Origin of the sequence: Prauserella alba (genome assembly GCF_024171735.1) — a bacterium.
GTDB lineage: Bacteria > Actinomycetota > Actinomycetes > Mycobacteriales > Pseudonocardiaceae > Prauserella > Prauserella alba.
In genome coordinates, this window is record NZ_JAMTCH010000004.1 from 430,393 (window position 1) to 454,535 (window position 24,143).

Here is a 24,143-nt window from a genome sequence, read left to right on the forward strand (position 1 = left end):
CCGTCCGGTGCCGCGATCGCCTCCCCCTCCGGGCCCGCCGTGATTCCCACGATGCACCGCGACACCATCGCCGAGGAAGAACCCGAGGTCGTCGATAGAAGTGACTTTCGGCCCTTCACCCCGCCGACTTCGGAACCGGCATGAATGGTCGCGCGCCTGTCCCGGCGGAGGGGAGGTGGCCGCTCCATCCAGGACTCCGAGAAGGATCGGCAGGAGTTCGCGGCTGCGCAGGCCATGCTGTGCTCGATGTCGAAAGAAGACCTGATGGCCTTCACGTCCCTCGGGAGCATGGCAGGCCCGGACGAAGCCGTGAGAACGGCGAACCAGCTCGGTGCGCTGGGGAGTTCGGATGCGGGAAGGGCCGCGACGACCTCTGCAAGGTTCCTGCCGCAGCGGAGACCCTTCGTACCCTGACCCGGGCCCACCTCCTATTTTCTCAGAGGAGTTCGAGAGCCCGCAGGCTGCTGCCGAGGACCCACTGTGGCCGGCTTGGCCGGCACCGTGTACGCCTTCGGCGACTGTGACCCGGCCCTGGTCGACTGGCAACTCCAGATGAATACCTACGGCTACGACTTCCAGGGAACCGGGTGCTACTACCGGGAGAGCAGGGCTGCGGTTCTGGACCTTTCAGGAGGCCAACGACCTTGATGGGTCCGGCCGGATCGGACCTGCGACATGGGAGGCGGCTTGGTCCGGCGTTCCTCCCGCTCGGTGAACCAACCACCCAGCTGCCGGTGTCGGAAGACGGCGATCGCCTCGTGCATGCTGCACTCGCCGCGTTCCTCGTGTTCGCCGACGACTGGACCATCACCGTCCGAGATGCGGCCGCGCCCGTCGACGGCACCACGCGTCCGCGGGCTCCAGGGGCTGCTCCGGGACTTCGTGGACTCCGTGGACTTCGACGCCGCGCAGGACGGCGCCATCGGCATCACCCCGGCCGGCCGGTGGCCGTTCCACCTACCGTCGAGGTTCTCGAGCCAGGAACCATCGGACGATCTCGAACACTGGGACCACGTCGCGGGGGTGCCCCCGCGAGTTTCCTTGAGCGAGCCTTCGGCACGCGGGCAGGGTTGGTTCACTCTATTGTGCAATGGTGTATTCGTACACCAGTTCGATATGGTGGGGGTTGTGGATGACATGGGGGACGACAGAGTTGGTGACGGCGGTGTTGGTGAAAGGATCGAGCAGTTGCGGGGCCTGCGGGTTCGGCGGGCGGGCCTCGACGCTGAAGAACTGGCGCTACTGGCTGATATCTCGGCGGCCGTGGGTGATGACCGTGGGTTGGCGGAGGAGCTGACGCCGGTGTTGCGGGTCTCGACCCGGGAGGTCGAACGCCGCATCGACGACGGCAAGTCGTTGACGCGACGGATGCCGCAGCTACTCGCATCGATGCGCACCGGCGAGCTGGAGGCGTACGGGGCGCGGCGGGTGCTGACCGTGGTCGATCCGCTCAATGACGACGCGGCCCGGCAGGTCGACGAGGTGCTGGCCGAGAAGCTGGTGGAGGCGCCGGAAACGGCGTGGCAGCCGGGAAACCTGGCCCAACGGGTACGCCGGTTGGTGGAGAAGGTCGACCCCGGCGGGCAAACCGAACGTGCACGGCGGGCGCGGACGGAACGGAAACTGGAGCTCACGCCGGGCGAGCATGCGATGTCCTCGCTGGAAGCGCACCTGCCCGCGGAGGTTGCGGCGGCCTGCTATTCGCGGGTCGATGGGATGGCACGATCGCTGCGCCGTGGTCGCGACGGGCGCACCCTGGAACAACTACGTGCCGACGTGACGGCCGACCTACTACTGGGACGCGATCCCGGCGTGACACCACCGGAGGCCGCGGCCATGGTCTATCTGCACCTTCCCGCCGACGCGGCCCTGTCGATCTCCGACGAGAGGTGCGAGCTGGACGGCTACGGACCGATTCCGGCGCCGATCGCGCGGGAGATCATGACCAACGCCCGCAGCACCTGGCGGGCCGTGCTGTGCGACCCCGGCACGGGTGAGCCGGTCGATCTCGGTCGTACCCGGCGACGGCCCAGTGCGGTGATCCGTGACCTGGTGCGGGTGCGGGACCGTGAATGCGTCATGCCCTGGTGCCACCGACCCGCCCGGCACTGCGACCACGACCACCAACACCCCTGGGCCACCCCCGACACCGGCACCGCCGGTGGCGCTGGTGGTGGGTCCACGTCGGTGGCCAACGGCGGCCCCCGCTGCCGACGACACCACCGCCTGAAAGACCAACCCGGCTGGAACACCCACTACAACCCGACCCACGGCATCACCCGCGTCACGACCCCACACGGAGCGACCTACACCAGCCGCCGCGAACCCGTCCTCACCCCGAGTCGCACCACCCCGACACGCGAGGCCCCGACAGGCCGTCGAACCGCCCGGGCCGGACCCGCACGAGACACCAACCAGGAACAGCAGAACAACGACACTCCGCCGTTCTGAACGAACCCGGCCATCGGGCCGGTCGCACCTGGGAACTGTTCAAGAACGAGGGGTTGTTGTGGGTATGAAGAGACATCTCCACCGACGAGATCAACGACCAAGAAGATCGACTACCGGATATCGCAACGCCCTTCCTCACCTGACCGTCCGAACTGGATGGACACGCCGAGCGCCCACCAGCATCGTCATCGATGCCCGCGCCGAACGCCGGGCCCCGTGACAGGCACTGCACCCGCGTAGCCTCCGGGGTGTGGAGCTGCTGCCGTTCGACGAGTACGTGCGTTCGCTGCCCCGGCGGCGCATGGCCGCGGGCGTACTGCTGCGCGACGACGCCGGGCGAGTGCTGCTCGTCGAACCGAGCTACAAGCGGTCCTGGGACATCCCCGGTGGCGTGGTGGAGGCCGGCGAGTCGCCGTGGGATGCCGCGATCCGTGAGGTTCGTGAGGAGATCGGCCTCGACCGGCGCCTCGGTCGGCTCCTGGTGATCGACAACCTGTCGGCGTCCGGCCGCATGCCCGAGGGTCTCATGTTCGTCTGGGACGGCGGGCCGGTCACCGAGACCGAGGTCGGCACCCTCACGTTCACCGGCCCGGAGATCGTCTCCGCCTCGCTCCACACGCCGGAGCAGGTCGCCGCGAAGGTGCCGCCGTCCCTGGCAGCACGCCTCGACGCCGCCGCCCACGCCGCCGACACCGGCATCCTCGCGCTGTGCCAGGACGGCCGCCGCACCACTGCCTGACCCGCCGCCTCCCCGGAACCCGAGCTCTGGCATCGAACCGGCCATCGTGGTCAGATGGACGGTGATCACCGGTACCGCCACGCCGAAGGAGGCGTCCGTGGGCAGTGCGTACGTCGTAGGCACGTTCGACACCAAGGGCGACGAGCTGCGTTACGTCGCCGGACTGATCCGTGAGGCCGGGGTACCCGTGCGCACCGTCGATCTGGCCACCGGCGGACAGCACGGCGGCAGCGGGCAACACGGCGGCAGCGCGAACACCGACGGCCCGTCCGACACCTCCGCCCCGTCCGACGCCGACGTCTCCGCACGCGAGGTCGCCGCCTGGCACCCCGGCGGCGCCGACGCGGTGTTCACCGGAGACCGCGGCAGCGCCGTCGCCGCCATGACCGAGGCATTCGCCCGGTTCCTGCCGGCCCAGCGGGACCTCGACGGCGTCGTCGGACTCGGCGGCTCCGGCGGCACGGCGCTGATCACACCGGCCCTGCAGGCACTGCCCGTCGGCGTTCCCAAGATCATGGTGTCGACCATGGCCGCCGGCGACGTCGGCGCCTACGTGGGCGCGAGCGACATCGCCATGCTGCACTCGGTCACCGACGTCGCCGGTCTCAACCGCATCTCCCGGCAGGTGCTCGGCAACGCCGCCCACGCGCTCGCGGGCGCCTGCGCCCACCCGGTGCCCGCGGGCGACCCCCGCCCGGCCGTCGGCCTCACCATGTTCGGCGTCACCACCCCGTGCGTCGACGCCGTCGCCCACCGGCTCGGTGACGCCTACGACTGCCTCGTCTTCCACGCCACCGGAACCGGCGGCGCGGCCATGGAGAAACTCGCCGACGACGGCCACCTCGCGGGCGTCCTCGACATCTCCACCACCGAGATCTGCGACCTCGTCGCGGGCGGCGTCCTGGCGGCCGGGCAACACCGCCTCGACGCGATCGCCCGCACCGGAGTCCCCTACGTCGGCTCGTGCGGCGCCCTCGACATGGTCAATTTCGGCGCGCCCGACACCGTGCCCGACCGCTACTCCGGCCGCCTGTTCTACCCGCACAACCCGCAGGTCACGCTCATGCGCACGACCGCGGACGAGGTCCGCGCGATCGGCGAGTTCCTGGCACGCAAACTCAACGCCTGTCACGGCCCCGTCCGTTTCCTGCTGCCGGAGGGAGGCGTGTCCGCATTGGATGCACCGGGCCAGGCGTTCCACGATCCGGAGGTGGACGCCGTGCTGTTCGACACCCTCGAACGAGAGGTCCACCAGACGGCAGACCGGCAACTGATCCGCTCGCCTCGGCACCTCAACGACCCGGAGTTCGCCGAGGAGCTCGTGGCAGCCTTCACCGACGCAGCAAGGAGTTAATGTGCCCCGGATCGACAGGCAGGAACTGCTCGCGAAGTTCACCGCGATGGCGGCGCGCGGCGAACCCATCGTCGGCGGCGGCGCAGGCACCGGCCTGTCCGCCAAGTGCGAAGAGGCGGGCGGGATCGACCTCATCGTCATCTACAACTCCGGCCGGTTCCGCATGGCGGGCCGTGGCTCGCTCGCCGGCCTGCTCGCCTACGGCAACGCCAACGACATCGTCGTCGACATGGCCGACGAGGTGCTGCCCGTCGTCGGCCACACTCCCGTGCTCGCCGGCGTCAACGCGACCGACCCGTTCCTCGACACCGACCGGTTCCTGCACCGCCTGACCGACCTCGGCTTCTCCGGCGTGCAGAACTTCCCCACCGTCGGGCTCATCGACGGCACGTTCCGCGCGAACCTGGAAGAGACCGGCATGGGATACGCCCACGAGGTGGACCTGGTCGCCGCCGCCCGCCGCGCCGACCTGCTGACGACGCCGTACGTGTTCTCACCCGACGACGCACGGGCGATGACCGAGGCCGGCGCCGACATCCTCGTCTGCCACATGGGACTGACCACCAGCGGCAGCATCGGCGCGGTCACCGCGAAAACCCTCGACGACTGTGTCGCGGCGATCGACGAGTGGTCGGCCGCGGCCCGCGAGATCCGCGACGACGTCCTCGTGCTGTGCCACGGCGGCCCCATCGCCACGCCGGAGGACGCCTCGTACGTGCTGTCACGCACCGAGCGCTGCCACGGGTTCTACGGCGCCAGCAGCATGGAACGGCTGCCCGTCGAAGAGGCACTCACGGCACGCACCCGCGAGTTCAAGGCACTGGAGACCGAGAAGAAGCACGCCGAGAAGGCGCCGACCACGGAGGAGAAGTAGATGCCACGGCCCTACGCGAGCGGAATCGTGCCCGGCGACGTCGACGAGGTGTGGCGGCGCGTCCGCGACTTCAACGGCCTGCCCGCCTGGCACCCCGGCATCGCCAGCAGCGAGATCGAACCCGGCCACAGCGCCACCGAGGTCGGCGCCGTACGGAAGCTGACCCTCGCCGACGGCGGCGTCGTGCGGGAACAGCTGCTGTGCCTCGACGACCCCGGCCGCAGCTACACCTACAACATCCTCGACGGCCCGTTCCCCATCCGGCGCTACATCAGCACCATCCGCCTCGCCCCGGTGACCGCCACCGGCGACACGTTCGTCGAGTGGTGGACCGAGTACGACGCCGACGCCGCCGACGAGCCGACCCTCGACAAGACGTTCAGCCAGGGCGTCTTCGCGGCAGGCATCGCAGGTCTCGCGGGCGGCTGACCGCCCGCCCACGGGCAGGGCATGCCGCGACGCGCGTACCGGTGCACGACTCCCCGAGCACCGGTACGCACCGAGGTTCTCGGGCTGCCCGGTCGCCGGGCGGGCTCGCCGTTACTCGGCGAACCCGTTGCAGTTGGCGACCCCGCCGACGCCCTCGGCCTCGGCGGTCTTGACGACCTCGCCGTCGACCGTCACCTTGCACGCGGCACTACCGCCTCCGGCGCCGACGACGACGCGCAGGTCGCCGCCCTTGAACAGGCCCTTCGTGGTGAGCTCCTCGGACCACGGCAGCTTGTCCACGCTGGCGGTGTTCGTGGAGTAGTTACCGCCGCCGAACGTGCTGTAGACGACCTCGACGCCCGATGCGTCGCCGGTGACCTCGTACTGGACGGTGACCTCCCGGTTGGCCTCCTCGGTCACCTCGTTGACGGCCTGGCTCGTCACGATGAGCATCACGATCGCAACGCCCAGTCCGAGGACGGAGACCACGAGACCCGCGATCGACATGCCCTTGTTGGTGGCCTTCAGATTCTTGACCCGCAGCAGACCGAGGATCGAGAAGATCAGGCCCAGCACCACCAGCGGCCAGGCGATCACGCCGATGAACGGGATCCAGGAGAACAACAGGCCCACCAGGCCCAGGACGAAGCCGGTGATGCCGAGGCCGTTCCTGGCCTCGCGGGCCGGCTCCTCGGTCGGAGCCGGGGGCATCTGCGGCGATTGGGTAGCGGACATACCGCGGCACTTCCTTTCGTAGGTGTGAACTGTGCCCGCGACCCACAGCTCCCCCAGGGTTCCCCTGTTCGAGTGAGCCGCGCTGCTGTGCGGTCACCGTATGGAGCCGTTGTGGTGAAAAGGTGGTACCGAGGTTGTCCGATTCAGGCAGAAAGTCACATGAGTCCCAGCTGTGAGTCACGGCTGTGAGTCACGCCCTGTGCCGGAATCGCCCGGTGTCGAAATATCGGGTCCCGCCCCGTGGTTGTCCCTGACGAGACACCCCGTCTCCCGGTGGATCCCCGACGAAAGGCGCGCGACCATGACTCTCCCGCTGTCCATCCTCGATCTCGCCACGATCGGCAGCGGAGAGTCCGTGGGCGACGGCCTCCGTAACAGCGTCGCGCTGGCCCAGCACGCGGAGAAGCTCGGCTACGGGCGGATCTGGTACGCCGAGCATCACAACATGCCGACCATCGCGTCGTCGGCCACCAGCGTGCTCATCGCACACGTGGCCTCGCAGACCGAGTCGATCCGCCTCGGCTCCGGCGGCGTCATGCTCCCGAACCACGCCCCGCTGACCATCGCCGAGCAGTTCGGCACGCTGGAGACACTGCATCCCGGCCGCATCGACCTCGGGCTGGGCCGCGCGCCGGGGACGGACCAGAACACGCTGCGGGCGCTGCGCCGTGACCCGAGCTCCGCCGAAGGCTTCCCGCGCGACGTGCAGGAACTGCAGGGCTACCTGAGCGAGCACTCCATCGTGTCCGGCGTCAACGCGACCCCGGGCAAGGGCACCGGCGTCCCGCTCTACATCCTCGGCTCGTCGCTGTTCGGCGCCAGGCTGGCCGCCGCGCTGGGGCTCCCGTACTCGTTCGCCTCGCACTTCGCACCGGACGCGCTGCAGGACGCCGTCGCGGCCTACCGGAGCGAGTTCCAGCCGTCCGAGCAGCTCGACGAGCCGTACGTGATCGCGGGCGCCAACGTCATCGCCGCCGACACCACCGACGAGGCGAACACGGACTTCCAGTTCGTCAAACGCGCGCGGCTGCGCCTGCTCGCCGGCAGGGGGCGCACCTTCACCGACGCCGAGGCCGATGCGCTGCTCGACTCGCCGCAGGGCACGTCGATCACGAACATGGTCCGCTACACCGCCGTGGGCACGGCCGACCAGGTCGCCGACTACCTCGACTGGTTCGGCAAGCACGCCGACGCGGACGAGCTGATCGTCACGCACCCGTCGTCGAGGCTGGCGAACCGTCTCCATTCCGCCGAACTCACCGCGAAGGCAGCAGGACTGAACCCGCGTTGATCGCCTGCCGAGCAGGCCCGGGCAACACCGCCGCCTCGCCTGCCCCGGCCCGGTGATCCACGTACCCTTCCGCCATGTTCGTAGCGCAGCTCGGCTCCCCGTGGGCGACACTCGCACTGGTCGCCGTCAGCACCACCGCGATCTATCTGGCCCTCATCGTGTACTCCCGGCTGGCCGGGCTGCGCTCGTTCGCCCAGATGACCAACTTCGATGTCGCAGCGACGGTGGCGCTCGGCTCGATCACGGCGACGACCGCGGTGAGCACGGAGGTGTCGCTCCTGCAGGGAGCTGTCGGCCTCGGAGTGTTGTTCGCCCTGCAGTGGCTCATCGCGCGCGTGCGCAAGGCAGACGGGGTCCAGGACGTCGTCGACAACCGTCCGCTACTGCTGATGGTCGGCACGAACGTCATCGAGGAGAACCTCGTCCAGGGCCAGATGACCCGCGACGACGTCCGCGCGAAGCTCCGGCTCGCGGGCGTGACCCGGTTGGACCGCGTTCGCGCCGTGGTACTCGAGAGCACCGGTGAGGTCTCGGTGCTCACCGACGACCCCGGCGGAGAGCCCCTCGATCCGAGCCTGTTCACCAGCGTGCGTGGCTACGAATGGCTCCTCGGCGAGCAGCTGCCGCCGGGCAAGCCGTTGTGAACCGCCCCTCCCGGCACGGCGCCGGCATCACCTCCGGCAGCGCTACGGCGCGCGCACTCGCGGAGAAGCTGGGATGATCGGCCGACAGCCGGGAGGTGGCCGTGAACGAGAATCACCCACTGCTCGACAACCCGCTGCTCGACACGGGGCTTCCCATCGCCCTGTTCGTCATCATGATCGGGATCGGGCTGAGCCTCAGCGGCAGGGACTTCAACCAGCTGCTGCGCACTCCCCGGGGCGCCGTTGCCGGGACCGTCGGCCAAGTGGTCCTGATGCCGCTGCTCGGCCTGGCGCTGGCATGGCTGCTGGCGTTACCGCCGCTCGTCGCGGCCGGCCTGGTGATCATCGCGGCGTGCCCCGGCGGCACGACGTCGAACCTCATCGCGTACCTGGCCAGGGCCAACGTCGCGCTGTCGATCGTGCTGACGGTGGTCGCCAGCCTCATCACGATCGTGACCCTTCCGGTCTTCGCCAACCTGGCGCTCGGTATCTGGCCGGTGGCCGGTGTCGGCGAGATCCGGGTGCCCGTGCTGCGCACCATCGCCCTGCTCCTCGTGCTCGTCCTGGTTCCGGTCCTGCTCGGGATGGCGGTTCGGGCCGCGAAGCCCGCGATCGCCGATGCCATGGAGCGGGTCGTGTCGGTGTTCGGCGGGCTCGTCCTCGCCGCGTTGATCGTGGTGATCTCGGTGTCGCTGGGCGACGAGTTCTGGGAGTACCTGCGCAGCGCCGGCCTGCCGGTGATCCTGCTCAACCTGGGCGGGCTGGCGATCGGTTTCGGCGCGATGGTGCTGGCGCGAACCTCGTGGGCCGACCGGGTCGCCGGGGCCGTCGAGCTGGGCATCAAGAACGCCACGATCGGCATCCTGATCGCCGTCACCGTCATCGGGCAGCCCGAGATGGCGGTGCCGCCCGGGGTATACGGGCTGCTCATGTACGCCTCGGCAGCGGCCGTCATCTGGTACGGGCGGCGACACGCACGACGGCCCGAGCACAGGGCGGACGAGCCACACGAGACGTGACCGGATCGCGAACGCGCCGCACCCGGCGAGTTCCGGCCACAGGTATCCACATCGGACACTAACGAATCGGCGACCCGGTCGGTTCGTTCCCGTTGAACCGTGCCTTGTCCTCGTTACCGAAACATATTCTACTTCTGGCGGCTCGCTCCGTGCCACTTTCGTGGTGTTCGAGAGCCCTCCAACTGGCGGTTTCCGGTTTCGGGTTACCGCGCGGACCACATGGCGGTCTCCCCCGACACGGCGAACGCGTCGCCGTGTCGGCATCGACAGGCCACAGCGTGCACGTCCTGGACATCCGCACCGGCAACGAGGTCGGCTCCTTCGAGACCGGCGACAAGCCGCACGATAACGTCTGCACCGACGGCGGCCGGTATCTGTGGAACATGTCCATCGGTGAGGTCCACACACCGTTCGACGACCCCGCGATGGACTTCACCAAAGGTGACCGCAGGATCACGGTGGTCGACACCAGGACCTTCGACGTGGTCCGGGTGATCGACATGCGCGAACGGCTCGATGCGGCGGGACTGGAGAAGTTCTCGGACGCGCTGCGCCCTGCCGTGTTCAGCCCTGACGAGTCGAGACCGTACTTCCAGGTCTCGTTCTTCAACGGATTCCTCGAATACGACGTGGCCGAGGACCGGATCACCCGCGTCAAGACGCTGCCGAAGAACCCCGACACCACCGAGAACCGCACGAAGTGGGTCAACGACTCCCGGCACCACGGGATATCGATGAACCCGTCCGGTGAACGGCTGTGCGTCGCAGGCACCATGGACGACTACGCCACCATCGTGAACCGGGAGACCCTGGAGGAAGGTCCGCTCGTACCGTCGGGAAAGCCGTACTGGGCGACCGTCAACGGCGACGGCAGCCACTGCGTGATCTCCGAGAGCGCCGACGACAGGGTGAGCGCGATCGACTTCACCACCACCGGGGAGAAGGTCGCGTCGATACCTTTCGGCGACCATCCACAGCGGATCCGTCTCGGGCACGTCCCCCGGGCATGGGCGGCTTCCGGCCGGTGAACCGAGGTTAGTACGGCGAGCGCGTGACGGCCGGCGAGGCGTAGCTTCGACCGGCTGATCGGACCGGCCGTGCTCACCCTCCGGATCACTCCGGCGGTGCCTGCCCGACCAGCATCATGAGTGTGTCGGCGACCTCGTCGACCGCCTCATACTGAGCCCGGGCCGGCAAGTCCGCGCACCACACGGGCGCCTGGCTCATCGCCGCGTGCATGCATTGCAGCACGGTGTCGACGCCGGTCACCGTGAATTCGCCAGCGGCGACGCCCTCCTCGATCAGCGCACGGAAGAGCCGGTCGTGTCGCTGACGCAACTCCTTGATGCTTTCGCGCTGTTCGTGCGGCCAGCGGCGCGGCACCAAAAACACCTGGAGCGCGGCCGGATGGTCACGCACCGCGATCAGCACGTGTTCGTGAATCAGAGCGCGAAGCCGGTCCGCCGCCGACCCGCTCGTTCCGTCGACCAGTTTCTGCAGGCGCGCGGTCCACTCGGTGCCCAACGTCTCGATAGCGGCGGTACCGAGCTCGTCCTTGCTCGAGAAGTAGTAATACAGCGAGCCCTTGGTCACGTCGAGCCGCTCCGCGACGTCTTCGAGGCTGACCGCGTCGTAGCCGCGTTCGCCGAACAGCTCGGCCGCCGCGGTGAGGATCTCCTGAATCCGCCGTCCCCGCTTGCGCTGTACCCGGCTGGACGCCGATCGCGTCGGCTCGATCGTCTCCTCGGTGCTCATGCCAATCCTCCCTCACCTGCTATCGACTACAGCGTACTCATTTGACTTTACGGTCAAATATTGACTATCACTTCAAACTTCGTCACCGTAGTCAATGAACCGACTCGCGAAGGAGCACAGCTGTGAGCTACGAGGACATCCGCTACGAGATCGACGGCCCGGCGGCGGTGATCGCCATCGACCGTCCGGAGCGCTACAACGCCTTCCGCGGCAGAACGGTCGAGGAGCTCATCAAGGCCTTCCGCGCAGCGTGGGCCGACCCGCAGGTACAGGCCGTGATCCTCACCGCAACGGGCGAGAAGGCGTTCTGCACCGGCGGCGACGTGAAACAGCGCGCCGAGACCGGCGACTACGGCCCCACCGAGAGCGGGATGTTCGAGATCGGCAACCTGCACAAGCTGATCCGCGACATCCCCAAGCCCGTGATCGCCGCGGTCAACGGCATCGCCGTCGGCGGCGGTCACGTGCTTCACGTGCTCTGCGACGTCTCCATCGCCAGCGAGACCGCGCGCTTCGGCCAGGCGGGTCCGAAGGTCGGCTCGTTCGACGCCGGGTTCGGCACCGCCTACCTCGCCAGGGTGGTCGGCGAGAAGAAGGCCCGCGAGATCTGGTTCTGGTGTCGCCAGTACGACGCGACCGAAGCCGAGCGGATGGGCCTGGTCAACGCCGTCGTGCCCGCCGCCGAACTGCGCAAGACCGCTCTGGAGTGGGCCCGCGAGGTGGCCGAGAAGAGCCCGACCGCCATCCGCTTCTGCAAGCAGTCGTTCAACGCCGACACCGACCATCAGGCCGGTCTGTCCAATTTGGCCATGTCCGCGCTCGACCTGTTCACGGCTTCCCCCGAGGGGCTGGAAGGCGCGATCGCCTTCGCCGAGAAGCGCAAGCCCGACTTCGCGCAGCACGTGAACTGGCACTGACGATGGACTTCACCTTCTCGTCCGAAGAGGACGCCTACCGACAGGAATTGCAGCGCTTCGCCACCAAGGTGCTCGCGCCGCACTATCAGTCCGACGACAAGGTGGCGAAGCTGCGGTCCGAGCTCGTGACCGACATGGCGGCCATGGGACTGACCGGTCTGCGCATCCCGGAGCGGCACGGCGGCCAGGAGGCCACCGCGGTCATCGCCGGGATGGCCGCCGAAGAGGTCGCACGGGGCGACTTCAACGCGGGCTACCTGATCATCGTGAACGCGCTGATCAGCGACATCCTCACCCGCAACGCCACCGAGCAGCAGCAAGCCGCCTGGCTGCCGCCGATCGCCTCGGGCGAGGCGTTGCCCGCGTTCTGCATCACCGAGCCCGAACACGGCACCGACGCCGCGAAACTGGAAACGAAGGCCGAACCCGACGGGAGTGGGGGCTGGCGGCTCTCGGGCGAGAAGACGTCCATCACGCTCGGCATGGCCGCGCACTCGGCACTCGTGCTCGCCCGCACCGGCGGCCCCGGCGCCCGCGGCGTCAGCGCGTTCTACGTCGACCTCGACAAGCGCTACGTCTCCCGGTCCGCGTTCGACGACCTGGGCAGCCGCGCCATCGGCCGCGCTTCGCTGCACTTCGACGGGCTTCCCGTGAGCCGTGAACAGCTCGTCGGCGCCGAGGGCGAGGGGTTCGTCTCGGTGATGCAGGGCTTCGACTACTCCCGCGCGATCATCGGGCTGGCCTGCCTCGGCGCCGCCGCGGCCTCGCTCGACGAGGCCGTGCAGTGGGCCCGCGACAGGGAGACGTTCGGCTCCCCGATCGGCACGTTCCAGGGCGTCGCGTTCCCGCTCGCCGAGTACACCACGTACCTCAAGGGCGCGCGGCACGTCTGCTACGAGGCGCTGTGGCGCAAGGACAACGACCTCGAGCACAGCAGCGAGGCCGCCATGGCGAAATTCTGGGCGCCCAAGCTCGCCACGGAGGCGATCCACCAGTGCCTGCTCACGTTCGGGCACCTCGGCTACTCCAGCGAAAGCCCGGTCGGGCAGCGGCTCCGCGACGTCATCGGCCTCGAGATCGGCGACGGCACCGCACAAGTCTCCAAGCTCGTCATCGCCCGCAACCTCCTCGGCCGCAACTACGCACCCTGAAAGGCACAACCATGGGCAAGCTCACCGACAAGATCACCATCGTGACCGGCGCGGGCCAGGGCATCGGCCGCGGCATCGCCGAAAAGCTCGCCGCCGAGGGCGCGACGGTGGTCGTCACCGACGTCAACGAGGTCACCGCAAAGGAGACGGCCGAGGCGATCGGCGGCGCCGGGATCCGTACCGACGTCACCTCGCGCGAATCCACCGCCGCGATGGTCGAGCAGGTGACGAACCGGTTCGGCCGCATCGACGCGCTGGTCAACAACGCGGGCTGGGACAAGGCGGGCCCGTTCGTCGACTCCGATCCGGCCGACTGGGACCGCGTCGTGCAGATCAACCTCTACGGCGTGCTGAACACCTGCAAGGCCGTGCTGCCGGTGCTCGCCGAGCAGGGACACGGCTCCGTCGTCAACATCGCCTCCGACGCAGGCCGGGTCGGTTCCTCCGGCGAGGCCGTGTACTCGGCGGCCAAGGGCGGCGTCATCGCGTTCACCAAGTCGATCGCGCGCGAGATGGCCCGCAGCCAGGTCAACGCCAACGCCGTGTGCCCCGGCCCCGCCGACACCGCGCTGTTCGCCTCGATCGGCGGCGACGACCCGAAGCTGCGCGAAGCACTCACCAAGGCGATCCCGTTCCGCAGGCTCGCGCAGCCGAGCGACCTCGCGGGCGTCGTCGCCTTCCTCGCCTCCGATGAGGCCGCCTATGTCACCGGCCAGACCGTCAGCGTCAGCGGCGGCCTCACCATGAGTTGATCCGGAGTCCCTCATGTCCTTCACGACGATCCTCAACGACGAGCAGATCGACACCTACACCCGCGCCGGGTTCTGGGTGAATCGCACGATCACCGATCACCTCGACGACGTGGCAGCGGCGACACCGGACAAGACCGCGTTCGTCGACTCGCGCCGCAGCGTGACCTACGGCGGGCTCAAGCAGGAGGTCGACCGGTGCGCACTGGGCCTGCTGGAGCTCGGCGTTCGTCCCGGTGACGTCGTCTCCTTCCAGCTGCCGAACTGGATCGAATGGGTGGTTGTCCACTACGCGGCCAGCCGAATCGGCGCCATCAGCAACCCGCTGATCCCGATCTACCGCGAGCGCGAGGTGGGCTTCATGGTCGGCCTCGCCGGGTCCAAAGTACTCGTGGTGCCGGATTCCTTCCGCGGCTTCGACTACCCGGCGATGGTCGACAAGCTCCGTCCACAGTGGCCCGACCTGGAACACGTGCTGGTCGTGGGCTCGTCATGGGACGAATTCGCCGCGACGCCGTGGGAGGAGCGCCGCGACCCCGCCGAACTCGCGGACCTGCGCCCGGACCCCAACGACGTCACGCTGCTCATCTTCACCTCGGGCACGACCGGTGAGCCGAAGGGCGTGATGCACACGCACAACACCGCGATAGCGGCCAACAACCCGCTCCCGGAGCGGCTCGGGATCACCTCCGACAGCGTGATCCACATGGCCTCGACACTCGCCCACCTCACCGGGTTCCTCTACGGCGCGCGGCTGCCCGTGCAGAACGGCGCGACCTGCGTACTTCAGGACGTCTGGGACGCCACCCGGTTCGTCGAACTGGTCGCCGAGCACGGCATCACCTACACGTCGGCGGCCACACCGTTCCTGCACGACCTGCTCTCCGCACCGAACCTCGGCGAACACGACCTGTCGTCGCTGCGGCGGTTCTGCTGCATGGGCGCACCCATCCCCAGGGCACTGGTGCGCGAGGCGCGCAGCAAACTGTCCGGGCTCGTCGTGCTCGGCGGCTGGGGGCAGAGCGAGAACGCCCTCGTCACACTCGGCATCCCGGGCGACCCCGACGAGAAGCTGATCGACACCGACGGGTACCCGTGGCCGGGCATGCACCTCCGAGTCGTGGACAGCGACGGGAAGGAACTGCCCCCTGGCACCGAGGGCAGATTGCAGGTGACCGGACCATTCCTGTTCGTCGGCTACGCTGAGCGCCTCGACATGACCCGAGCGTGCTTCTCCCCTACCGATGAGGGCGAAGCGGGCGGAGCAGCGTGGTTCGACACCGGCGACCTGGCCGTACTCGACGCCGACGGCTATCTGCGCATCGCCGGCCGCACCAAGGACGTGATCGTCCGCGGCGGCGAGAACATCCCGGTCGCCTACGTCGAGAACACGCTCTACGAACACCCGGACATCGACGCGGTCGCCGTCGTGGCCGTACCCGACCCACGCCTCCAAGAACGGGCATGCGCGTGTGTCGTGCTCAAGCCGGACTCCGCCGAGCTGGATCTGGAGACGATGCGGACGTTCCTGGCCGAGAAGGGCGTGGCCAAGCAGTACTGGCCGGAACTGCTGGAAGTGATGTCCCAGCTGCCGCGCACCCCCAGCGGCAAGATCCAGAAGTTCCAGCTGCGAACGCAAGTCGCTCCCCAAGCCACCGAGGACGGACCATGACCTTCGAAACTGGGCTCACGTTCGAAACGCTGCTCGTCGATGTCACCGACGGGATCGCGGTGATCACGCTCAGTCGCCCCGAGGTCCGCAACGCGATCGACGCCCGGGTGCAGGCCGACATCGCCGCGGCGCTCGAGGCGGTCGGCGCCGACGACGAGGTCGGTGCCGTGGTCTTCACCGGCGCGGGCGACCGTGCCTTCGCGGCGGGCGCCGACATCGGCCAACTCAAGGACTACACCCTGCGCACCGGGCTGGCCGCGCAGATGCAGCGCCTCTACGACACCGTCGAGGCGTTCGAGAAGCCGACGATCGCAGCCGTCGACGGGTATGCCCTCGGCGGCGGCTGCGAACTGGCGATGTCCTGTGACATCAGGGTCGCCGGGCCCACCGCGAAGTTCGGCCTACCCGAAACGATGCTCTCGGCACTGCCGGGTGCTGGCGGCACCCAGCGCATGGCCCGGCTCGTCGGTGTCGGCAGGGCACTCGAGCTCATCCTCACCGGGCGCACGGTCGACGCCGCTGAAGCACGCGAGATCGGCCTGGTGACGGAGGTCGCCGACGACCCGCTGGCCGCGGCGCGCGAGACGGCGCGGCGCATCCTGGCCCGAGGCCCGCTGGCCGTGCGGCTCGCCAAGCTGGTGATCCGCACCGGAATGGACGCCGACCAGCGCACGGGGCTCACCGTGGAACGGCTCGCCCAGGCACTGCTCTACACCACAGACGACAAGCGCGAAGGCGCTGAGGCCTTCCTGTCCAAGCGCCCCGCCGCGTTCACGGGGAGCTGACCATGATCGACCGCATTCTCGTCGTCGGCGCGGGCGCCATGGGCTCGCAGATCAGTCTGGTCTGCGCCCTCGCAGGCCATCGCGTCACGCTGTACGACATCGACGCCGACCGGCTGACGGCGGCCCACGGGGACATCGCCGAGCTGGTCGCAGGCCGTGTCCACAAAGGGCGAATCTCGGCCGGGGAGGGCGAGGCCACCCTTTCCCGCATCGAGGTCACCTCGGAACTCGACGCCGCTCGCACTGTCGACTACGTCGTCGAGGCCGCCGTCGAGCAGCTCGACGTCAAGCGTGAACTGTTCGCCCGCCTCGATGCGCTGGTGCCCGAACACGCGATCCTGGCCTCGAACTCGTCAGGATTCGTGCCCTCCCAGCTCGCCGAGGCCACGCAGCGGCAGGACCGCGTGTGCAACCTGCACTTCTTCAACCCTGCCATGGTGATGACGTGCGTCGAGGTGGTCCGCGGCCCGCAGACGTCCGACGCGACGATCGACGTGACCGTGGCGCTTGCCGAGCGGATCGGCAAGACCCCGGTCGTGCTCGACCGCGAGATCCCCGGGTTCGTCGCCAACCGCATCCTGGGCGCCGTCCGGGACGAGGCAATCTCGCTGCTGGAAGGCGACTTCGCCTCGGTCGAGGCGATCGACACCGCGTGCCGTACGGCGCTCGGCTACCCGATGGGCCCGTTCGAGCTGATGGACCTCACCGGCATCGACATCGGCTATTTCACCAAGCGCGCCCGGTTCGCCGAGTCCGGAGATCCGGCCGACGCGCCGAGCCGCAGCGTCACCGCACTCGTCGAACGCGGCGAGCTGGGCCGCAAGAGCGGCCTCGGCTGGTACGCCTACACCGCCGACGGCACCAAGACTCCCCGGCCGCGACCCCAGGAGCCGACATGGACCTGACCCTGACCGACGAACAGCAGAAGTTCCGCGAATACGCCCGCGAGTTCCTCGACGGCGAGGTCGTCGCCCACCGCATGGAGTGGGACCGCGCCGAATCCGTCGACACCGCGATCATCGCGAAGCTCGGTGACATGGGCTTCTTCGGCCTGACGATCCCGGAGGAGTACGGCGGGCTCGGCGGTGACTACATCTCCTACTGCGTCGGCATGGAGGAGCTCGGCCGGGCCGACTCCAACGTGCGCGGCATCGTGTCGGTGTCGATGGGGCTGGTGGGCAAGGTGATCCTGTCCCACGGCACCGAGGAGCAGAAACGCCACTGGCTGACGAAGATCGCGACCGGTGAGGCGCTCGCGTGCTTCGGGCTCACCGAACCGGACACCGGGTCGGACGCGGGAAACCTGAAAACGCGCGCGGTGCGTGAGGGTGGTGGGGACTACGTCCTCAACGGACAGAAGATGTTCATCACCAACGCGACGTGGGCGGACGTGTGCCTGGTGTTCGCGCGCACCGGCGAGCCGGGCCCCAAGGGTGTCTCGGCGTTCCTGGTGCCCACGGACATGCCCGGGTTCGAAACCCGCGAGATCAAGGGCAAGCTCGGCCTGCGCGGCCAGGCGACCGGCGAGGTCTACCTGACCGACGTGCGCGTACCCGCATCGGCACGGCTCGGCGAGGAGGGGCAGGGATTCTCGATCGCCATGCACTCGCTCGACAAGGGCCGCGTCTCGGTCGGTGCCGGCTGCGTCGGCATCATCCAGGGCTGTCTCGACTCCGTTGTGGACTACTCGACCCAGCGCAGGCAGTTCGATCGGCCGCTGGCGTCGTTCCAGCTGATCCAGGACATGATCGCGGATATCTCGGTGGAACTCGACGCCGCGCGGATGCTCGTCTACCGGGCCGCCGACCTCATCGAACGCGGCGAACCGTTCGGGGTCGCGGCGTCGAAGGCGAAGTATTTCGCGAGCGAGGCCGCGGTCCGCGCGGCCAACAGTGCGATCCAGATCTTCGGCGGATACGGCTACATCGACGAGTACCCGGTGCAGAAATACCTGCGCGACGCCCGTGTGATGACCCTCTACGAGGGCACCAGCCAGATCCAGAAACTGCTCATCGGCCGAGCCGAGACAGGCGTCAACGCCTTCCTGTGACCGTTCCGCACTCGACCTGGTGCCACACCAGGGCCGACCGACCACACCGCAACACACGCACCCAGGCGCTGCGCGCCGCAGAAAGGTAGAACCGATGACTCAGACCCCGCTCGGCCTGTTCGGCAGCGAGGAACTGATCGGCGAGGAGGAGCGCGCGATCCGCGACACGGTGCGCGAGTTCACCGCCGACCACATCCGCCCGCACCTCGCGGACTGGTTCGAACACGCCCGGATCCCGGCCCGCGAACTGGCCCGCGAGCTCGGCAAGCTCGGCGTGCTCGGCATGCACCTGGAGGGCTACGACTGCGCCGGTACCAGCGCCACCGCCTACGGCCTCGCCTGCCTCGAACTGGAGGCCGCCGACTCGGGTCTGCGCAGCCTCGTCTCGGTGCAGGGCTCGCTGGCGATGTTCGCGATCTGGCGCTGGGGTTCGGAGGAGCAGAAGCAGGAATGGCTGCCCCGGATGGCCGCAGGCGAGGCGATCGGCTGTTTCGGACTCACCGAACCGGACTTCGGCTCCGATCCCGGGAGCATGCGCACCCACGCCCGCCGCGACGGTACGGATTGGGTCCTCAACGGCAGCAAGATGTGGATCACCAACGGTTCGGTCGCGGATGTCGCCGTCGTGTGGGCCCAGACCGACGACAAGATCCGCGGCTTCGTCGTGCCGACCGACACACCGGGTTTCTCCGCCCCCGAGATCACGCAGAAGCTCTCGCTGCGGGCATCGGTGACCAGCGAACTGGTGCTCGAGGACGTGCGACTGCCCGACTCCGCGATACTGCCCGAAGCCCGCGGCCTGTCGGGCCCCCTGTCCTGCCTCAACGAGGCTCGCTACGGCATCGTGTTCGGGGCACTCGGCGCGGCCCGCGACTGCCTCGAGACGACGATCGCCTACACCGGCGAACGCGACATCTTCGGCAAACCGCTGTCCGGCTACCAGGCCACGCAGCTCAAGCTCGCCGACATGGCGCTGGAACTCGGCAAGGGGATGCTGCTCGCGCTGCAACTCGGACGACTCAAAGACGCGCACCGGCTGCGGCCCGAACAGGTGAGCGTCGGCAAGCTGAACAACGTGCGGGAGGCGTTGGCCATCGCCCGCGAATGCCGGACCCTGCTGGGCGCCAACGGAATCAGCCTCGAGTACCCGGTGCTGCGGCACGCCAACAACCTCGAGTCCGTCCTGACGTACGAGGGCACCTCCGAGGTGCACCAGCTCGTCATCGGCCAGGCACTCACCGGGCAGGCGGCCTTCCGCTGACCGGCTCGTGCGGTGGGCCGTCACCGGAGGGTGCCGGCCCACCGTGGTCTCCGGCCGAAGTTCTACGTCTGCCCCGGCGCTGGTCTCGCGGCAAAGCTCATCGCCGATGCCGCACCGCTGCGCGTCGGCCTGGCACCGCTGAAACGCCTCAACCTGACCACGACTCATCCGTACCCAGCTCCGTCGGATCACTGAAGGCTCGGGCGATACCGGAGCGCACATCACCTACTGTGCCGCCTCGAGACCGAACGTACGCTCTCCGTCACCCCGGGCCAGTCGATCCCGGTCGGACTCATCGAGCCTCGACCGGAACCTCACCGCCGTGAGACACACGTGAGATCTCGCGTGAAACCGTTGTGAGTCAACGGAAAACGTGGTGGTCGACACCATTGACAGCCACGGCGAACGACGGCAGTTTTGCGGTGTCCCCGCATGCGCGCGGCCGAGCCCGTTCCTGTCCGCGACGACGCCGACGTCGCTTCGCCCTCTCCTCGCCCGCGACCCCACGCGGGCCGAGCACGCCGATCGAGAGGTTGCACCACTGTGCGTTCGCTGCCGCGGCCAGGGCATTCACCGTCGCGCCACGGAAAATCGCCGTCGAACCGCCGGGACTCGCCATCGAGGTCGGACTCGCCGCTGACAACGACCTCGGGTGTCTCCGGTACCGGCGAACCGAACGCGCCCGCACCGGGCACCGACGCGGCGCACCGGTTCCGGCCCGACATCGAAGGCCTGCGCGCGGTCGCGATCCTCGCCGTGCTGCTCTACCACGCCGGACTGCCCGTCACCGGCGGCTACGTCGGCGTGGACGTGTTCTTCGTACTGTCCGGTTTCCTCATGACCCGGCTCATTCTCGACGAGATCGAACGCACCGGATCACTGTCGATAAGCCGCTTCTATGCCCGGCGCGCGCGACGACTACTGCCGGCCGTCGCCGTCGTCCTCGCGGCCGTGGCGCTCCTGTCCTGGCTGCTGTTCTCCCCCGTCGACCGTGATTCGGTGGCCGTCGACCTCGTCGCCTCCGCGCTCTACGCGATCAACTGGTGGCTGTCGGGCCAGGCGGTCGACTACTTCGCGTCCGGACTGCAGGCCAGCCCCGTGCAGCACTTCTGGTCGCTGGCCGTCGAGGAACAGTTCTACGTCGTATGGCCGGTCCTGTTACTCGGAGCGGTGTGGCTGGTGCGGCGATTCACCGGCACGGGAAGTCCCCGGCGAACCCTGCTCGCGGTCGTCGCGGGCGTGGGAACGGCGTCACTGGCGTATTCGGTGTTCGGCACGCTCCACGCCGCCGACACCGCCTACTTCGACACGGTCGGCCGCGGCTGGGAGTTCGCCGTCGGCGGCGCGGTCGCCCTCGTCGGCGTCCCGCGGCTCGCATCGAAGGCGGCGACGGTCCTGGCGTGGGCGGGGCTCGCCGCGATCGGCTGGTCGGCCGTGACGTTCGACGAGGCGACACTCTTCCCCGCGCCGTGGGCACTGCTGCCCGCCCTGGGCACGGCGGCGGTCATCGCCGCGGGCACAGCGCTGCCGTCGGCCCGGCCGCAACAGCTCCTCGGCACTCCGGTCATGCGCCACCTCGGACGGATCTCGTACTCCTGGTATCTCTGGCACTGGCCGGCACTCGTGTTCGCGGCGTCGGCTGTCGGCGAGTTGTCGGCGGCCGAGGGGCTCGCGGCCGTCGCGGGCGCCTACGTGCTCGCGACGGCGACCTACCACCTCGTGGAGCAACCCTTCCGCCGATCGCCCGTCTTCCAGCGGCCACGGCGCGCCCTGACGCTCGGTGCGGCGTGCACCACGATCGCCGTCATCCCCGGACTCGTGCTGTCGCTGACCATTCCGTCGCTGCCGACCAAGGCCCCCGGCGAGGCGACCGGAGCCCCCGCACTCGGCCAGGGCGACGCCGTGCAGCGCTCCGTCGACGCGGTGCGCCCGGAGCCGCGGCTGGCGCGCCAGGACTGGCCCCGCAACTACAACGACGGCTGTCACGCCGACCGGCCCGAGACCACCTCGCCCGCGTGCGTCTACGGCGACCCGGAGTCCGACCGCACCGTCGTGCTGTTCGGCGACTCCCACGCGATGCAGTACTTCCCCGCGCTCGAACGCCTCGCGAAGGACCGGGGCTGGCGGCTGGTCTCGCTGACCAAGTCCGGCTGCCCACCGCCGCAGGTCGGCCTGCACAACGACGCGCTGCGGCGCTACTACTCCGAATGCGACACGTGGCGTGCGGACATGCTGGACCGCATCAAGAAGGAGCAGCCCGACCTGGTCCTCACCGGCGGCCGCGACACGTACACGGTGGTGGACGGCGAACGCCGGCTCGATGCGGCCGGCAGTGCCGAGGCGCTCCGCGACGGCTACGCCGACACGCTGACCGAACTACGCGGCACGGGCGCGCGGGTCGTCACGATCAAGGACAATCCGCACCCGGACAAGGACGTGCCCAGCTGCGTCTCCCGCGCCCCTCAGCAACTGGCCGAGTGTGCCATTCCGCAGGACACCGCGTTCGCCTACCCGCACGTGGCCGACCACGCCGCGAACCGCGTCGACGGTGCGCGGCTCCTCGACCCGACACCGGCGTTCTGCCGCGACGGCACGTGCCCGGCCGTCATCGGCGACGTCGTCGTCTACGGCGTGACGACCCACCTGACCGCGACGTACGCGCGCACGCTCGCGCCGTGGCTCGACGAGCAGCTCGCCTCGCTGAACGCCCTGAGCTGACCACCCCGAGCTGACCGCCCGTCCGCACCGACCACACTATTCAACCGCAAGGTTGACAAGCCGGCGCACGCGTCCTAACTTTTATTCAACCAACAAGTTGAGGACGAGAACGGTGGACGAACGTACGGAACGGCTCAACCGGGCCTTCGCCGCACTGGCAGACCCGACCCGCCGCGACCTGGTCGCCCGACTGGCCTGCGACGACGCAACCGTGGGCGAGCTCGCCGAGCACTACGACATGAGCCTCCAGGCCGTCTCCAAGCACGTGAAGGTGCTGGGTGACGCCGGACTGGTAACCCGCAGCAGGGAGGCTCAGCGCCGCCCGGTCCACCTGGACGCGGACGTGTTCGACCTGATGTCGAAATGGATCGAGCGCTACCGCAGGCAAGCCGAGGAGCGGTACCGCCGACTCGACGCACTGCTGGCCGAGACGAGCGGCGACCACGAACAGCACACCGAGACGGAGGCATCATGACCACCACGACGCACGAGACCGAGATCAAGGCCGACGACCGCGTCCCGACGATCGAGATCGTCCGCGAGTTCGACGCAGAACCGGAGCGCGTGTTCCGCGCCCACGTCGACCCCGAGCTGTACCGCCGTTGGGTCGGGCCGCACTCGCTGACGACGAGGATCATCAAATGGGACGCCCGCACCGGCGGCGAGTGGGCGTTCGCCAACGACCGGGACGGCGAGGAGATCGCCGCGTTCTACGGCAGCTTCCACGAGGTCCGGCCGGACGAACGGGTCGTGTGGACGTTCACCTACGAGGGCGTGCCCGACGGCGTCGCGCTCGAGACGCTGACCTTCGAACGGCTCGACGGCGGGCGCACGCGTCTGCGGGTACTGAGCCTCGTCGCGGACTTCGAATCCCGCGACGGCATCCTCGCCAGCGGCATGGACGTCGGTGTCCGCGAAGGCTACGAGAAACTGGACGAGCTGCTGGCGAAGGCCGGTTGACGATGGCTACCGCACTCGACGGCGCCGCCCGGCGGCACGCCGACGATGCCGCCCGCTTCAGCGCCCTGGTCGCCTCCGCCGCACCCGGCGACTGGGCTCGGCCGACGCCGGTCGCGGAGTGGACGGCGCTCGACATCGTCGAGCACCTCGTCCAGTGGTCACGCGGGTTCCTCGCCGGCGCCGGGATCACGTTGCCGGACCTGGACGTGGCGGCCGACCCCGCCGCCGCCTGGAAGCAGCACGTCACCGACATCCAGGCGATCCTCGACGCGCCCGCCGGGCGAGTGCTCAGCAATCCGCACATCGGTGACAAACCCGTGGCCGAGGCGATCGACGAGTTCTACACCGCGGACGTCTGGATGCACTCCTGGGATCTGGCCAAGGCGCTCGGCCACGAGCCCGACCTCGGCCAGCAGCGGTGCGCCTCGGCGTTGGAGGGCATGCGGGCCATCGAAGGGATCCTGCGGGACAGCGGCCAGTTCGGCCCGGCCGTCCCCGTACCCGACGACGCGCCTGCCCAGGATCGGCTGATGGGGTTCCTCGGCCGCGACCCGGCCTGGCGCCCCTGACACCGACAACGTCTCACCGC

The 24,143-nt window shown here is 69.1% G+C and carries 25 protein-coding genes; 23 read left to right on the forward strand and 2 right to left on the reverse strand.

The window, feature by feature from the left end; all coding sequences use genetic code 11:
* Positions 1-144: 144 nt before the first annotated feature.
* From LY12_RS10875 to LY12_RS10905, 7 genes are all read left to right on the forward strand, one after another.
* Positions 145-414 carry a hypothetical protein gene (locus LY12_RS10875; RefSeq protein WP_253855641.1) on the forward strand — a complete coding sequence of 90 codons (270 nt, stop codon included), beginning with the start codon at positions 145-147 and terminating at the stop codon, positions 412-414.
* Positions 415-480: 66 nt separating this feature from the next.
* Complete coding sequence (locus tag LY12_RS10880; RefSeq protein ID WP_253855642.1) at positions 481-648, forward strand: hypothetical protein; 168 nt, start codon at positions 481-483, stop codon at positions 646-648.
* 489 nt (positions 649-1,137) lie between these two features.
* A complete protein-coding gene (locus LY12_RS10885) occupies positions 1,138-2,451 on the forward strand; it encodes a DUF222 domain-containing protein (protein WP_253857290.1) in 1,314 nt (437 codons plus the stop codon).
* Between the two features lie 250 nt (positions 2,452-2,701).
* Positions 2,702-3,190: an NUDIX domain-containing protein gene (locus LY12_RS10890; RefSeq protein ID WP_253855643.1), complete on the forward strand. Its 489-nt coding sequence runs from the start codon at positions 2,702-2,704 to the stop codon at positions 3,188-3,190.
* Positions 3,191-3,287: 97 nt separating this feature from the next.
* Positions 3,288-4,544 carry a Tm-1-like ATP-binding domain-containing protein gene (locus tag LY12_RS10895; protein WP_253855644.1) on the forward strand — a complete coding sequence of 419 codons (1,257 nt, stop codon included), beginning with the start codon at positions 3,288-3,290 and terminating at the stop codon, positions 4,542-4,544.
* Position 4,545: 1 nt separating this feature from the next.
* Positions 4,546-5,418: a phosphoenolpyruvate hydrolase family protein gene (locus tag LY12_RS10900; protein WP_253855645.1), complete on the forward strand. Its 873-nt coding sequence runs from the start codon at positions 4,546-4,548 to the stop codon at positions 5,416-5,418.
* Complete coding sequence (locus LY12_RS10905; RefSeq protein ID WP_253855646.1) at positions 5,419-5,847, forward strand: SRPBCC family protein; 429 nt, start codon at positions 5,419-5,421, stop codon at positions 5,845-5,847.
* Positions 5,848-5,958: 111 nt separating this feature from the next.
* Here LY12_RS10905 and LY12_RS10910 read toward each other — a convergent pair whose 3' ends face one another.
* Positions 5,959-6,582 (reverse strand): DUF4190 domain-containing protein, encoded by a 624-nt coding sequence (locus tag LY12_RS10910; RefSeq protein ID WP_253855647.1) that lies wholly within the window; start codon positions 6,580-6,582, stop codon positions 5,959-5,961.
* A gap of 301 nt (positions 6,583-6,883) precedes the next feature.
* Between LY12_RS10910 and LY12_RS10915 the strand changes: the two genes are divergently transcribed.
* The 4 genes from LY12_RS10915 to LY12_RS10930 all read left to right on the forward strand — a co-directional run bounded on the left by LY12_RS10915 (position 6,884) and on the right by LY12_RS10930 (position 10,564).
* Positions 6,884-7,873, forward strand: a complete 990-nt coding sequence (locus tag LY12_RS10915; protein WP_253855648.1) for an LLM class flavin-dependent oxidoreductase — start codon at positions 6,884-6,886, stop codon at positions 7,871-7,873.
* Between the two features lie 74 nt (positions 7,874-7,947).
* Complete coding sequence (locus LY12_RS10920) at positions 7,948-8,517, forward strand: DUF421 domain-containing protein (RefSeq protein ID WP_253855649.1); 570 nt, start codon at positions 7,948-7,950, stop codon at positions 8,515-8,517.
* A gap of 101 nt (positions 8,518-8,618) precedes the next feature.
* On the forward strand, positions 8,619-9,536 hold the full coding sequence (locus LY12_RS10925; RefSeq protein WP_253855650.1) for a bile acid:sodium symporter family protein: 918 nt from the start codon (positions 8,619-8,621) through the stop codon (positions 9,534-9,536).
* 254 nt (positions 9,537-9,790) lie between these two features.
* A complete protein-coding gene (locus tag LY12_RS10930; RefSeq protein ID WP_308292098.1) occupies positions 9,791-10,564 on the forward strand; it encodes a YncE family protein in 774 nt (257 codons plus the stop codon).
* Between the two features lie 85 nt (positions 10,565-10,649).
* On the opposite strand, the gene LY12_RS10935 is transcribed toward LY12_RS10930, so the two are convergent.
* On the reverse strand, positions 10,650-11,291 hold the full coding sequence (locus LY12_RS10935) for a TetR/AcrR family transcriptional regulator (protein ID WP_253855651.1): 642 nt from the start codon (positions 11,289-11,291) through the stop codon (positions 10,650-10,652).
* A gap of 122 nt (positions 11,292-11,413) precedes the next feature.
* On the opposite strand from LY12_RS10935, the gene LY12_RS10940 reads away from it, so the two are divergent.
* The 12 genes from LY12_RS10940 (at position 11,414) to LY12_RS10995 (ending at position 24,123) form a co-directional block, all read left to right on the forward strand.
* Positions 11,414-12,208, forward strand: a complete 795-nt coding sequence (locus tag LY12_RS10940; RefSeq protein WP_253855652.1) for an enoyl-CoA hydratase-related protein — start codon at positions 11,414-11,416, stop codon at positions 12,206-12,208.
* Positions 12,209-12,210: 2 nt separating this feature from the next.
* A complete protein-coding gene (locus tag LY12_RS10945; protein WP_253855654.1) occupies positions 12,211-13,359 on the forward strand; it encodes an acyl-CoA dehydrogenase family protein in 1,149 nt (382 codons plus the stop codon).
* 11 nt (positions 13,360-13,370) lie between these two features.
* A complete protein-coding gene (locus LY12_RS10950; protein WP_253855656.1) occupies positions 13,371-14,111 on the forward strand; it encodes an SDR family NAD(P)-dependent oxidoreductase in 741 nt (246 codons plus the stop codon).
* 13 nt (positions 14,112-14,124) lie between these two features.
* Positions 14,125-15,780, forward strand: a complete 1,656-nt coding sequence (locus tag LY12_RS10955) for an AMP-binding protein (RefSeq protein ID WP_253855658.1) — start codon at positions 14,125-14,127, stop codon at positions 15,778-15,780.
* Entirely contained in the window at positions 15,777-16,565 is a 789-nt protein-coding gene (locus tag LY12_RS10960) for an enoyl-CoA hydratase/isomerase family protein (RefSeq protein ID WP_253855660.1), read from the forward strand. Before LY12_RS10955 ends, LY12_RS10960 begins: the two co-directional genes overlap by 4 nt.
* A 2-nt stretch (positions 16,566-16,567) precedes the next feature.
* Complete coding sequence (locus LY12_RS10965; protein WP_253855662.1) at positions 16,568-17,470, forward strand: 3-hydroxyacyl-CoA dehydrogenase family protein; 903 nt, start codon at positions 16,568-16,570, stop codon at positions 17,468-17,470.
* Positions 17,461-18,615, forward strand: coding sequence for an acyl-CoA dehydrogenase family protein (locus tag LY12_RS10970; RefSeq protein ID WP_253855664.1), 1,155 nt, complete (start codon positions 17,461-17,463; stop codon positions 18,613-18,615). Before LY12_RS10965 ends, LY12_RS10970 begins: the two co-directional genes overlap by 10 nt.
* 94 nt (positions 18,616-18,709) lie before the next feature.
* Entirely contained in the window at positions 18,710-19,876 is a 1,167-nt protein-coding gene (locus tag LY12_RS10975) for an acyl-CoA dehydrogenase family protein (protein WP_253855666.1), read from the forward strand.
* 543 nt (positions 19,877-20,419) lie between these two features.
* Entirely contained in the window at positions 20,420-22,594 is a 2,175-nt protein-coding gene (locus tag LY12_RS10980) for an acyltransferase family protein (RefSeq protein WP_253855668.1), read from the forward strand.
* Between the two features lie 112 nt (positions 22,595-22,706).
* A complete protein-coding gene (locus tag LY12_RS10985; protein ID WP_253855670.1) occupies positions 22,707-23,069 on the forward strand; it encodes an ArsR/SmtB family transcription factor in 363 nt (120 codons plus the stop codon).
* Positions 23,066-23,554: an SRPBCC family protein gene (locus LY12_RS10990; protein ID WP_253855672.1), complete on the forward strand. Its 489-nt coding sequence runs from the start codon at positions 23,066-23,068 to the stop codon at positions 23,552-23,554. The genes LY12_RS10985 and LY12_RS10990 overlap by 4 nt, the downstream gene beginning before the upstream one ends.
* 2 nt (positions 23,555-23,556) lie before the next feature.
* Positions 23,557-24,123, forward strand: a complete 567-nt coding sequence (locus LY12_RS10995; protein WP_253855673.1) for a TIGR03086 family metal-binding protein — start codon at positions 23,557-23,559, stop codon at positions 24,121-24,123.
* Positions 24,124-24,143: the final 20 nt, after the last annotated feature.